The following is a 12,608-nucleotide window of genomic DNA, read 5'->3' on the forward strand; positions in this document are numbered from 1 at the left end:
ACAAATACAAATACAAATACAAATACAAACCATAGCATATGTATTCTGAAGGTGTTCTGTTTCTCGTGTTCATAAAAGAGATGGGATATCTTCAAGCTATAAGATTTCCTTAAGTGAACAGAGCCGTTGTATGGTTCTATCTGCTAACTTTGATTTCAAAAGTCCCAAGAAATACTCTATGAAAACCAAGAAAGATCAACATTAAGCACATACATGACTATAGTTAGTCCTAATCATAGGGATCAGTTGTCCCTTGTTGTGAATAAGTTATCAATCAATACAGATTTATGAATGCAAATACACTTGTTGTAACACATTTTATGGCATTTCTTGCTAACAGATACCTGTCAGCTAGGCTAATAGCCAATTTCATTGTTAATATCAGAGCGCGTATTTGTATGATTGAAATCATCTTTCATAAAGACCATAATATGCTTGACCTGTCCTTATGCAACAAATCAAGTATTTGGCAGATAATCAACAAATCCTTTTTAATAGAATGTAGGACATGGAAATACTAAAGTCATGTAGTAGGAATGAACTAGAATACGAAGGAAGATCCCAAAAGTAAATTATTAAAAAATATCACTACAGAATTGGATTTTTTTCTTTAGAGGTTATCTGTAAAAAAGAATTGATAGTTTCATTCTCATAAAGATCATGTGCTATATTTCAAACAAAATTAACTTTGTGAGATCGCTTCCATCGTTATTTAGAAGCGAAATAAAAAAATAAGAAAAATAAGAAAAATAAGAAAAATAAAAATCCTAATGGGTAATGAAGGTTCATTCTTTCTAGACGGATAAATGAATCAAATGATAGTTGTCGTCTTATCACTTTTCAAATAATTTATTCAAACAGATTTGATGATATTAAGTTGTATTTATTAGAGACGGCAAAATCACATTAAAGATAAATTTTGACAAAAATAAACATTTGGATTCCTTCTAATCTAGTGAAAAATACGATATTTTGATCCAAAAAAATACTTTTTTGAGAAACACTAATATGAAGTCAAAAGATGCTATGTCATGCAATATAATCAATACAATTTTTGAAATCTATAAACAATGTGGAAAAAAACCAGAATTACAATAACTCCCATTGATGATAAAACCTCTGATTATGTTCAATTAATAATTGAAAGAACCTGTTATCAATATTCACGAATTATAATTCAACTAATTATTTTACATGATATGTGTTTGAACCTTTATTCGTTCAATAGATCTATTTCTAAAATATTAAAATGAGGCAGAAAATTCCATTTAATCTTTTGAGTCAGTATAAACTACATCATACAAGTGGCCGTCAGCCTTTGCTATAGATAGAATTTTATTCATACGTACTATGGCATCAGGGTTATCAAGCCGTTTATCGAAGGCTTCTTTTCCCCTATATTGAACATAATTTACTACCCGTCTCCTATCATGACTTTTATGGATGCTTGCTGAGATGAACCCATCCTGCAGACGCCAAACTTGTTTTGTGATCTCCATGAGCAATTCAACTAATAGTTGTTGTTTAGATGGATCAACTGTGAACACGTTAATTAAAGTGATTATATCTTTGTCTATTTTTATTAGGGCCATATTTTTTGATATTGTTAACTATCACCAAATAATTAAAAATTTACCAAGATTTTGAAAACAAGGCTTTAACAAAAGACTGAAGTTGATTGTGCAGGTTGATACATAGACCTTTATGATTAGTCCTTTTATTTTATTACTATTCTTTCATCAATAAGGATTGCATAATGGTCAAATAATAATAAAACTAAAAATATAAAGAAGATATACTGTGTTGCAATTATCTTTACAACACATCATCAATCAAAGAATTTTTGAACCTGCATAACCAATTATCAGAGATTTATCTGTGAGAATTAGTCCATTAAACATTAGTTTTGAATAGGAATTAGCCCAACCTATTCACCAAACTGCATTTACCATTATTATATAACAAACTATAATAATAGAAACGCTATTGGTGGTATCGATTCTTAAATCAGGCATAACAAAAATAGAATTATGAGAGAGTGGCTCAAGAGCTGTTAAATTCGCAGAATCTGTGAAATCTGACGGTATAGCAGTTTAAGATTCCTGTATACGCATGCAGTTTGGATCCCATTCTTATAAACACATAGTGATGTAATTTATCCCTCGCATGGAACCTGTAACAGATTATTTAAAGCGCTGTATCTTTAGATGACACTGAGCAAGGCAGTGCTAAAAAAGCTGAAACCAAGTATTAGCCAACTATATCAAATCCAATCAATTTAAGATACAACATTAGGATCCTAGGATGCATAAATATTTCATTTAAATAACATATTATTTTATACAAAAAATATGCAAATTACTCATGAACTAACAGATAAAGGCATTGGACTTTTAAAGGGAAAAAATATTGCCTTTGTAGCATCTTTAATGCGTGACGGCAGTCCACAAATAACACCAGTATGGATTGATTATGACGGTCATTTCATATTGATCAATACTGCAGAAGGAAGGGTGAAGCAGAAAAACTTTCAAAGGGATCCAAGAGTTGCTATATCAATGGTTGATCCATCCAACCCGTATAACACCCTTAGTATTAGAGGGAATGTAGCAGAACAGACCACAGAAGGTGCAGACGAGCATATTGATAAACTAGCCAATAAATATCTAGGAGTAGACAAATATCCATTTAGGGCAGCAGGAGAAAAACGTATTATTTTAAAAATCAGACCCGAGAAAGTGTTCCATATCACAAGTGAGTGATGTATACACCTATACACTCCTGTAACTATGAATCATTTTGAAGTATGGAAAGAGAACGATTTGAAAAACTTTACTATTTAACATGTATGCAATTGCGCCATTAATATATCAAGATCACAAATAGTTGGACTCAGATATGGTTATCTAAATTATAAAGGCAAATAGTTTGGATTTGAATCCGAGATCCATTTAAATGGAAATATATTTCGCACTGTGCACAGCGTTTCTGGCCGGCATCCCCTAAAAGGACTAGCGGTATGTCCCAAGGTTAATTTGACTCTGTATTCTCCAACAAGAAAAACAAATGGCAGGAGAAAGCTCTATACAATATACGTCAGCGAAGGATGAGTGGATCTGTATTTGTAAACTACTTTATTGATCCGTCCACTGAAGTTTCCTGCATCCAAACTTGTGAATAATGGGTTTTATTCCATTATTGTCTGAAGACACAATGATTTTTTTGAAATCTGGTTATGACGTTGACTCAAGATAGACGGATAGGAATGACTGATTCTTTCATCTTGATTCTTAGCAGAAAATCGTATATATGATTGAAGGTTACAAATTAACTTATAACAAACGATGGAAATAGTCAAAAGCAAATAGATTTTATTGGGATGTATTGACTGCCATGTCCATTATCTACGTCATCCGTATCAGAGACATTTTTGCTAGCGATTTAATAACGACGTCTGGAATTGACAATAAATTGGATAAAGAGTTGTTTAGTTTACCTTACGAAGAGATTATTGTCGATTTTTCAGAGATTAATTCAATTAGCCATGAGTTTGCAAATCATTATCTTTCAAACAAGTCCAAAAGTGGTAAAGTAGTTCATGAGGTGAATATACCAATATTGCTTCAAAACCTGTTCAATGACCTGTAATAGTAAAAAATTAAATTGCCTTGCTACTTTAATTGCTAATTTTATTATCCAACAAGGGGTTCAAAATATTCATTCTATTAACAATTCTATCAAGTTGAATCAAACTGATTGGCTTGTGTATAACCCCTCTCACACCTAATTCTCTATATGTTTTTAAGTCCTTTAGTTCCATGTTAGTGGCGGTTAGAATTATTATATTTTGGTTAAAGATACCTCGCTTGTTTAATTGGCTTAGAATATCTAATCCAGTAAATTCGGGCATGGCTATATCGAGGATTATAACATCATACTCCTGTTTTTGAATTTCACATAACCCTTTTTTACCATTATTGACCTCTTGACACGAAATATTATTCATGCAACAATAGTCTGCTATTGCCATAGATGTATATTCATTGTCATCTATTACCAGTATATTCAAAGCAATGTATTTAGTTCAAGGTTATTTATAAATATTGAATTTTATTTGAAGAATTCAAATGTAATTATTAGATGTTTTAACAGAAACCAAACTATTTTTTTATTGATCCGTTATTGTTTTTTGATTGAATAGTCACCACTCACAAGCACATCCAAATTGGCTCATTTTTTTGTGCAATTACCAAATGGTTAGTAATGAGGCGCACATTATAGATTGCCAAACTAATTCTGTAACAAATCATCCTAGAAGGCCAAATTTGTTATGAGGCGTTATGATTTATTAAAATAATTTCACAATTGATAACTATTATCGGCATATTACTGAAATATACCGTTGCATGTTAATGCATGTGTAAATACCGATAGAAACTATACCTGAAATTCATTAATTGAATTAGCAATAAAGGTTTGTGATATTTGAGCACCTAAGTCAAATCATATGTATTGATAAAACCACCGAGTTAGTATCGTGGACACTATTACTAATATGGAGTAGATGTCGTTTACGAAACCTAGATTGTATTTCATGCTAAATCAGTCAAATAACTTACCTTTCAGCAATTTTGGTCACCAAATTTTCGGAAAAGAGAATCCAAATTTTATCATAAATTTTAATACATCGCAACTTGAAATAATTATTATTGTTGTTTCAAGCATTACCTTAGAAAATAGTCTAATGGTACAATATCGATAATGACGACCTTTCAAAATAACTCTTCACAAAACGCAAAAAATAAAAAAGTTATCTTTACATTACAAGTTTTCAAAATAAAACGTTATGATACAAGAAGATTCATATCCGTTACCTTACCATTTATGAACCTAATTCTACAGAAAGATTTAGTTTTCTAATGAGTGTAGAAAGTTTTGAGCATTATAAGGTAACGGCATTCGGTGAGCAAGTTCCTAAATGAGTTTTAATATGTTAAGGACAAACCTGTAAGGATCTTTAGGATTGCATTTCTCAGTCTAAACAATCTATTTTAATTGCAATTATTTGCGAATGAGTGCTGCTTATTTATATTTTAGATATTTGATTAGAAGTCAAGGACAACAATAGCATGACTGTGGGTAACGGTCCAAATCATTACTCTTATATGTTAATAAGTCGCTTTATTTACATTGGTGAAAAGTGACCGTTATCTATTTGCATTGATAAATTTAGTTCCTTGTAAATGATAGTGGTGGTGGTTCCGATGTTTGTCATTTTATGTTACTAATATAGTTTACTTTTGTTTGCAACTGCTTACACCATGTTTATATTTCAGATGAACTATAGGAAACATACACAAATTCCGCCGAGTCTCATACATAAACCAATAATGAGGTCTGTCCAGTACTGCATGATTGTCGGTCCATACTATGGGTCAAGATCTTCATCATATAATCCATTGATATATGTTCATCTACTCCTTATTATAATGATGGACCTTCAACATCATGCAGTATCAGCCCTAGCGATCAACAAACATGACGTTTGAAGATTAGCAGTAAATATGAATTTTTTGAGTCTTTTAACCCATTGGATTGATATTTTTATATACTTTTGATGAACTCGAATAGCATTAAATAATATTGTGGTGAGGTTTAAATAAAATGTTTTTTTATTCATTGTACTGTGTTTTATTAACAGAGCATAGTAACAATCTTGCTGCAAGGAGATTGGGTAATAGAAGTCAGGTTTTCATCACGAATCAAACTAGTGAGTTATTCACAAGCTTGGCTTCTATTACTAGTACTATTACTAGTACCATTACTATTACTATTTACATTAACAATAAGAAATCATCTACATGATTGCTATTGTTACTATTAAGTTTAAATATCTTAATTATTTCATAAGCTATAATGACAAATAAAATAATTTACTTGTCTGTCAGTTTAATCACTTTTGTTGGTCTTTTGGCAATCGGATTAAACGGAAATTTGGATAAAGCATTCGCACAAGGAGATAAAGTAGCAGTATCAATAGTTCCAGGTTCTTCTAGCCTGACAAAGAATGGTTATCAACCTGATCCAGTTCAGGTGAAGGTAGGTCAAACAGTTGTTTGGACTAATAATGATTCAGCATTTCACACCGTGACTTCAGGTCTACCTGGCCAACCTGATGCTGGCAAGTTATTTGATTCAGGATTACAGGGTCCCACTGCAATGACTGGTAAAGGAAAAACATTCGAACATACCTTTGATACCGCTGGAGAATTTGATTATCACTGTGCATTACATCCTGCATTAGTAGGTAAAGTAATAGTATCCTAATCAAACCAGCTTATTTTTATTATCCTTTGTTTTCTTGAAACAAGTTTAATTTTAAAAATAATAGTATTTGTACTATCACACAAGCCTGTAAATATATCTTATTAATAATACACTGAATCAATAACCTTAATTGTAATTGTTTGCAAACAATTGCAAAACCTTTATACGGAATTTAGCTTCTGTTGCTTGTAACTCTGGGCAACCATAACTTAATACACAAATTTGAATTATCAAATAATACCAAATAACTTACTAGTGAGAATAGATTGATGAGTGGTCTTTCAGACAATTGAAAGAATCAAAGTACCAGTATCCTGTGGTTACCGACGTCATATTTGATTATAGCATGATGCTAAAAATGATCTTTCATTCTATGACCATAATTGAAAAAGGCTATGGTGTTGTAGTGGGCATGCAGATGCTCAATTCTATCTACACATATTATAGAGACTTAGTAAAATTTATTGAAAGGTTAATCAGAGAAAAAGGAATTAAATTCAGAATTATTATTCAGACAACCAAAATCAATATTGAAACAGTCAAATCCATGATACTATTTAACAAATAGCAGGACTAGACAGAAATTGCAAGGTTATTTGTAAAATTGAGTAACAATTACCATACATTCGCACAATACCGAGCATGTCTCCAAATAATGATATTATTAAAAGTAAAGATAATTGTGTTACCTGATATTTGTTAAATATGTTGATAATCAAAGATAATTACAATGGTACAAGGCAACGATAACAAAAACAATAACAACAGCAATAGGGGTTTAGCTTCCGCAGATGAAGAAACTAAAGGAAGAGTAGCACGTGCAGGTGGCGAGGCCCAACATGAGAAAAGAGGACTGCAAGCATCTGATGAAGAAACTAGAAAAAGAGTAGCAAGGGAAGGCGGGAAGGCTTAACCCCCTCCCCATTTTAACATTTTATTTTTATCTATTACTAAATTACTTTTGCTTTTTACTCGGAATTATCATCTTAACAAGTCAATAAATCAATTCGTCAATTAATTATGACTACTATTATGGTCTCTTTACCGATTGACTATGTACAGGTAATTCAGTCTTGTATCAGAAACCATAAATGCTATCATTGTAGTTGTGATTTATGTCATCACATCCCACTTTCTCTATAATGGTAGTGGATGACGAAGAAGAACAGGCAGTACTTTTTAAAACATTTTTAGAAAAATCAGGATACGGTGCTTTTTACTTACCGATCCTATAATGGGTTTAGAGCATTTCGGAAATAACTATGACAAGGTTCATTTAATTATTACTGATTTGAAAATGCCTAAACTAAACGGAATCGAGCTTGCAAACAAAGTAAGAGAATGTAGCAAGACTGTAAAGATTCTTTTAATCACAACATTTGTTGTGGATATGTGTTGCAAACTAATGATTTTAAAAAGGCAGAAATTGCCGAAATACTCCAAAAGCCCATTCACTCTAAGGATTTAGGATCTAAAAATAATAGCATTCTAATACATAAATATTATTAAATTTTGAAAGATTTACTATAACTCTTTGATTAGATTCTGAAGAATAATTCGCCCCATAGTCTAGTTATTCAGATTGCCAATTTTATTATAATTTTTGATTGAAATATAATAGACTCATTCTGATCATACTACCCGTTTTAATCCATCATCTTCTTTTTGCTGATATAATGTAAAGTAATTCCTTTCCTTCTTTGTAAATTACATGATCTAAAATACTGAATTGTTAATGTGAATTTCAATTAAAGTTATCCCCCTATTTTATGCACTTTATTTGCAATTTTGTTGATATTGCCATCACTAAGGTAAACATGGATAAGAACCAGTTATAATACCAAGCAGTTCGTAGTTAATGTGTTCAGTTGATGACATAACATCTTTATTGAAAACTGCATTGTTTATTCTCTTAACTGCAGGTAGAGGAACGCCGATATCTTTTGATATTTCTTGTTTAGACTTGCCTTGTACAAGTAATTTATTAATCTTATTATGAGCCTCTCGATATTGAGTAGAATTTGTCTTTATTACCTGATTCCAGATCTCGTATTATACATATGGCTCATGATTTTCAACTATTAAGGTTATATTGCAACCAAAATATGAAATTATATTTGATAGTGAATTAAATTATTGTTCATCTGATTTTAACCAAATTTATTCAAAAGTTTGATATGGATAGCCATGTTGTTAATTGGTATTAAATAATATGTTAATAATATAATATTACAATGACTGATAAAGAATATGAAGAAGGTGTCGCAGGCACAAATAAAGAAAGAAAAAGTGATCCATTAAATGAGTATTCAGATAAAGAACCAATGACCCCAGCCAAGTTAAATGAAGGAGAACCTACTGCAGTTAAGAGGGATCAAGAAGATCAAAGAATAACATCAGAAGGTCAAACCGGTACTGACACTGCGGAAGCGCAAGAGCAATATAGAAAGAAGGGAATGACCAAAGTATAAAACGACTCTACAATCCTTTCTTAATTTTATTTTCTGAATTTAATAGAATCTAATCCGCATAATGCATCCATACATTAAGTTATATTATTAATACCTCACTCATAAATGGAGTTAGAGATAACTAGAAAGAATAGTATACAAGCTTTTTAGCGATACGGGTTTTATAATAACTCTAGTGACTGTATTTGCAATCTCTTCTTCCGTAGCAAAATCATTAATTGAGTATCCAGTAAGCATAATTATTGGAACACCGTTTCCACTTAATCGTTTAATTTCTTTAGCAAATTCAAAACCACCCATTCCTTCCATCACAAAATCTGTAAGAACGATAGAATAGGACTCCATATTTGATGAAAAATGCTGTAGAGCTTCCCCAGGGTTTGAGAATGTAGCCACATTTAGTCCCATTGCCTGCAGGTAGGTGGAAAAGATTCTTGATAATTCATAGTAATTCTCCACCAGAAGGATAGACTTTTGCAACTTGTAATTAACTCATTTTTTTACATAAAAGGATTTGGTAGTTATGCTACCTCAAACCGATTATTTAAATAGCAAGACAATCGTCAAGGAAAATTAACCAGTGATTTATAATTAATTAATGATTGAAAATATGTTTATTAAGCAGATAATAATCATAACTATCAAAAAAGTGATATTGAAAGTCATGAATATAATTGAAAATGAAATACCACCATTTTGAGTAAAACCACAAATTGCTCGTAGATTTAATAGCGTTAAAAGTGATGAAAGAATATCATACCCATTTTTAGATTCTATTCATGGTCTTTGCCTAGATGGAAATGAGATATAACAATCTCAAATCCACGAATATAAAAGATTTTTAAAGTATGCATAGGATGAGGAAAAAACTACATACTAAAGTAAGAAATTACCAAACTAAGATTAGCTTTAGCTTTGATACGATACCAAGACAGAGGACATATATGTATTGTCTTGCTTGGTCACTAGACAAGTATTATACCCCGTTCCTTCTTCCCAATCTGTCCGAAGCAATGATTATATTAAATGTCCACGAATCAATCCGTTCGCTAATGTTCGCTAGACAATCGAACTAGCATTTCAAGCATTAGAGTCTCTAGTTCACCATCTAGGAATGTCGCATAATGTTTACTCCCCTTCCCTATTGCCGCACATTACAATTTACAACGTTAAATTCCTAACCTATTTGATCAAAACTTATTTAATCCTAATGTCTCAGAGGTTCTATGATTTCAGTAGTTTGATCTTAATCGCAATCATCATTTCATTATTTATATAATTTATTACCAATTTGTCGTAAAAATAAAAACAGCTAGTTTCCTCGTAATAGTGAATATTGCTCCGATGGTTTTCTTATCCTGTGGTATAAAACATAAGAAGGAGTTTGAGCCTATTATTCAAATTAATAATCAAGCCCCGTTAATAACGATCTACATTTATTTCACTTAATTAATGAGATATATAGATTTAATTTTGATTTTGGTTTACCTTTTGGTTGTCTGGCCTAGTTACTGATTCTTTGGATTGAATTCCAAATCTTTGATATATTGTTGACTGTGTGTAAATACTATTACCAAAGGAACTAGTTTGAAATATCTTGTCCCACAACATTATTGTATAAATCAGGGGTGACCATAACAGATACATTGGAGACAACATCTTCCTGTGGAATCTCATTTATTGTTGCTGGATTAGAACAATATTGAACTAACTTACAAACAAAAATCTTGTTACCTTTTGTTGAGTTATCCTGTGCAAACAAAATAGCCGAGCTTAACAGTGAAAATAACAAAACAGTCAAAATAATAGTTGTTAACAAATAACTAGCCATAGGAAATGCACCTTTTATTCTAATCACATAAATATCTACCAAGAAATAACAATATAACAAATATTATTGATTATACTTTTAGAAAATCCTGTACTAAAATACTTGATTAATGTTTTATGTCAGTATCATAATACATCCAAAGCAAAACGGATCTGTGATTGATACTGAAGATGTTTACATTAGAAAGTCAAATACTATTTTAGTTAACTTTGCTATATTGGAGGTGTAACTGTAGTGAACTATGATTACCGATACGTGAGGCTTTTAAATCTATTATGATAGTAGTAACTACCTCCAAACAAATTCCATAGTGGTCTTGCATTATGTTCGCGTCGTACATGATGCAAACCATTATTTCATATCTTGCTATCTAACAATTAAGAATTTGTCGGATGGTGGAGGGGTATTCACTCCCCGTATCTATTAAATTACAAACAAGTTGGATATTATTTTGATTGCCAAAAGTCATAATATATCTTATTTGATTTGCAGAGTCAATCGAGTGTTATAGGTCTATAGGACTCCTTATTGTATCTTTGATCAGATCACTGATGATCAAGTTTTGTATTGGGTGTAGATGCTGGCATGCCAGTATTAATTAACATAACATTCCCTGATTTAGTTTTCGCTAAATAGATCTATTTGTTAACTGGATTGAACTCTCGCAAATGAAAAACCATCTGAGGGTATATTTCGTATAACTTCATTCCTCTGACTTTTGGTCATTGTGGTGTCGACGGAGTAATTATTAAATACATGGATGTAATTATTAGCGGATTGTATTTGAGGGCCCAACAAGTACCTCCAACTGGTGCAGTACCTAATACTTCATTGGTAGCATTGTCCATAACGAATCCACTGTTTGTTTGCCAATTTGCTACACAGATATTAACAGTGATAGGCTATATTCTAGAGCTTCGGTTCCTGATAGACCAATATCTATTGTTTTGACTATAGGATCAGTCCTACTTTTTCCAAGCTTGACAGAATCTCAGTAAAGTACAAAATTGCAATTAAAATCAAAAATAACATAGAAAATTGACAAATTCATTCATGATCTCTAAGCAGAATAAATAATTAAGTGACAAGTAAGATGAACACCCATTTCTATACTACATACTCGTGGTAAGATCATTCTCATCGATAAGGTCGGACTTCAATTTCTATTAAATGTCAAATTGATTGAAGAGACTTTTATTATATCAAAATTCTAATCCTACCTGATCAAATAGTTGAATACGAGTTTAAATTTATTCTAATCGATATTCATTTAAGAATAGTCAAAACACCTACTGAATAATGCTTGAAGATCTTGGAATTAATACAACCAAGGTTGAATTCATTTTATATGACAGAAATAATGTTTCGGATTGACTACAAAAGCATTTGCTCAAGATTGTAATAATTACTGTATACTAAAGTTATCATACACATATTTTGTGTATGTATTATCGACATTACCTAGATTGGGCCTGTGCTTTACCATATACCTAAAGAAATCGGGATTCATATCGAGTTATCTTTATTTAATTACTATTGTTAATTAGCAATATTGGTTCTCACAGGACAAGGTTTTACCAAGATTCTTATTTTATTTGTAATGGTCACACCACTAATAATCATTTTATCATGGATTCCTTCATCATTTCCTCAAAGCAATGATCTATTAGATACAACTGCCGATGTTTCCAATTTAAAACCTGATATTACTATTCTCAATATAACAGAATTAACTATAGGAGATAGTGCAACGGGTTTGACCTCTATCACAGGGGTTCTTCAAAATAACTCAACTGAGAATGTAGAAAATATGAAAGTTAACGTTACGTTATATGATTCTGAAAATAAAATCTTAAGAGACACAAGCAGATTCATATCTGGTCCTTTTACCATTTATGAACCTAATTCTACAGAAAGATTTAGTTTTCTAATGAGTGTAGAAAGGTTTGACCATTATAAGGTAACGGCATTCGGTGAGC

14 protein-coding genes are annotated in these 12,608 nt (G+C 31.5%); 9 read left to right on the forward strand and 5 right to left on the reverse strand.

The features are described 5' to 3' along the window. Positions 1 to 1,268 precede the first annotated feature (1,268 nt). Positions 1,269 to 1,592 carry an antibiotic biosynthesis monooxygenase family protein gene (locus tag F1Z66_RS14895; protein WP_149864421.1) on the reverse strand — a complete coding sequence of 108 codons (324 nt, stop codon included), beginning with the start codon at positions 1,590 to 1,592 and terminating at the stop codon, positions 1,269 to 1,271. 759 nt (positions 1,593 to 2,351) lie between these two features. Here F1Z66_RS14895 and F1Z66_RS14900 point away from each other — a divergent pair. Next, positions 2,352 to 2,762 (forward strand): PPOX class F420-dependent oxidoreductase, encoded by a 411-nt coding sequence (locus F1Z66_RS14900; protein WP_149864422.1) that lies wholly within the window; start codon positions 2,352 to 2,354, stop codon positions 2,760 to 2,762. A gap of 631 nt (positions 2,763 to 3,393) precedes the next feature. Further along, entirely contained in the window at positions 3,394 to 3,648 is a 255-nt protein-coding gene (locus F1Z66_RS14905) for a DUF4325 domain-containing protein (protein ID WP_149864423.1), read from the forward strand. A 28-nt stretch (positions 3,649 to 3,676) separates the two neighbouring features. On the opposite strand, the gene F1Z66_RS14910 is transcribed toward F1Z66_RS14905, so the two are convergent. After that, positions 3,677 to 4,069 (reverse strand): response regulator, encoded by a 393-nt coding sequence (locus F1Z66_RS14910; RefSeq protein ID WP_149864424.1) that lies wholly within the window; start codon positions 4,067 to 4,069, stop codon positions 3,677 to 3,679. A gap of 1,595 nt (positions 4,070 to 5,664) precedes the next feature. On the opposite strand from F1Z66_RS14910, the gene F1Z66_RS14915 reads away from it, so the two are divergent. From F1Z66_RS14915 to F1Z66_RS14940, 6 genes are all read left to right on the forward strand, one after another. Continuing rightward, positions 5,665 to 5,865 (forward strand): hypothetical protein, encoded by a 201-nt coding sequence (locus F1Z66_RS14915; RefSeq protein ID WP_149864425.1) that lies wholly within the window; start codon positions 5,665 to 5,667, stop codon positions 5,863 to 5,865. 51 nt (positions 5,866 to 5,916) lie between these two features. Continuing rightward, entirely contained in the window at positions 5,917 to 6,327 is a 411-nt protein-coding gene (locus F1Z66_RS14920; protein WP_149863081.1) for a cupredoxin domain-containing protein, read from the forward strand. A gap of 289 nt (positions 6,328 to 6,616) precedes the next feature. After that, on the forward strand, positions 6,617 to 6,895 hold the full coding sequence (locus F1Z66_RS14925; protein ID WP_149864426.1) for a hypothetical protein: 279 nt from the start codon (positions 6,617 to 6,619) through the stop codon (positions 6,893 to 6,895). A gap of 162 nt (positions 6,896 to 7,057) precedes the next feature. Further along, entirely contained in the window at positions 7,058 to 7,240 is a 183-nt protein-coding gene (locus tag F1Z66_RS14930; protein ID WP_149864427.1) for a general stress protein, read from the forward strand. A gap of 321 nt (positions 7,241 to 7,561) precedes the next feature. After that, the gene (locus F1Z66_RS16515; protein WP_149864428.1) at positions 7,562 to 7,795 is read left to right on the forward strand and encodes a response regulator; all 234 of its coding nucleotides are present in this window, start codon (positions 7,562 to 7,564) and stop codon (positions 7,793 to 7,795) included. 766 nt (positions 7,796 to 8,561) lie between these two features. Beyond that, positions 8,562 to 8,798, forward strand: a complete 237-nt coding sequence (locus F1Z66_RS14940; protein ID WP_149864429.1) for a hypothetical protein — start codon at positions 8,562 to 8,564, stop codon at positions 8,796 to 8,798. A gap of 111 nt (positions 8,799 to 8,909) precedes the next feature. Here F1Z66_RS14940 and F1Z66_RS14945 read toward each other — a convergent pair whose 3' ends face one another. From F1Z66_RS14945 to F1Z66_RS16325, 3 genes are all read right to left on the reverse strand, one after another. After that, complete coding sequence (locus F1Z66_RS14945) at positions 8,910 to 9,278, reverse strand: response regulator (protein WP_149864430.1); 369 nt, start codon at positions 9,276 to 9,278, stop codon at positions 8,910 to 8,912. A 1,102-nt stretch (positions 9,279 to 10,380) separates the two neighbouring features. Further along, a complete protein-coding gene (locus F1Z66_RS14950; RefSeq protein WP_159357688.1) occupies positions 10,381 to 10,629 on the reverse strand; it encodes a hypothetical protein in 249 nt (82 codons plus the stop codon). 722 nt (positions 10,630 to 11,351) lie between these two features. Beyond that, positions 11,352 to 11,477, reverse strand: a complete 126-nt coding sequence (locus F1Z66_RS16325; RefSeq protein ID WP_255437938.1) for a hypothetical protein — start codon at positions 11,475 to 11,477, stop codon at positions 11,352 to 11,354. Positions 11,478 to 12,229: 752 nt separating this feature from the next. Between F1Z66_RS16325 and F1Z66_RS14955 the strand changes: the two genes are divergently transcribed. Next, positions 12,230 to 12,608 (forward strand): FxLYD domain-containing protein (locus F1Z66_RS14955; protein WP_149864432.1); only part of this gene is annotated, 379 nt, incomplete at its 3' end.

It is taken from the genome of Candidatus Nitrosocosmicus agrestis (assembly GCF_008389435.1).
GTDB lineage: Archaea > Thermoproteota > Nitrososphaeria > Nitrososphaerales > Nitrososphaeraceae > Nitrosocosmicus > Nitrosocosmicus agrestis.

What these genes read in the sequence shown, in the direction of transcription:
- F1Z66_RS14920 (WP_149863081.1), top strand. Translation starts at nt 5,917, where the DNA reads ATGACAAATAAAATAATTTACTTGTCTGTCAGTTTAATCACTTTTGTT.
- F1Z66_RS16325 (WP_255437938.1), bottom strand. Translation starts at nt 11,477, where the DNA reads ATGGACAATGCTACCAATGAAGTATTAGGTACTGCACCAGTTGGAGGT.
- F1Z66_RS14915 (WP_149864425.1), top strand. Translation starts at nt 5,665, where the DNA reads ATGTTTTTTTATTCATTGTACTGTGTTTTATTAACAGAGCATAGTAAC.
- F1Z66_RS16515 (WP_149864428.1), top strand. Translation starts at nt 7,562, where the DNA reads ATGGGTTTAGAGCATTTCGGAAATAACTATGACAAGGTTCATTTAATT.
- F1Z66_RS14905 (WP_149864423.1), top strand. Translation starts at nt 3,394, where the DNA reads ATGTCCATTATCTACGTCATCCGTATCAGAGACATTTTTGCTAGCGAT.
- F1Z66_RS14900 (WP_149864422.1), top strand. Translation starts at nt 2,352, where the DNA reads ATGCAAATTACTCATGAACTAACAGATAAAGGCATTGGACTTTTAAAG.
- F1Z66_RS14895 (WP_149864421.1), bottom strand. Translation starts at nt 1,592, where the DNA reads ATGGCCCTAATAAAAATAGACAAAGATATAATCACTTTAATTAACGTG.
- F1Z66_RS14950 (WP_159357688.1), bottom strand. Translation starts at nt 10,629, where the DNA reads ATGGCTAGTTATTTGTTAACAACTATTATTTTGACTGTTTTGTTATTT.
- F1Z66_RS14930 (WP_149864427.1), top strand. Translation starts at nt 7,058, where the DNA reads ATGGTACAAGGCAACGATAACAAAAACAATAACAACAGCAATAGGGGT.
- F1Z66_RS14940 (WP_149864429.1), top strand. Translation starts at nt 8,562, where the DNA reads ATGACTGATAAAGAATATGAAGAAGGTGTCGCAGGCACAAATAAAGAA.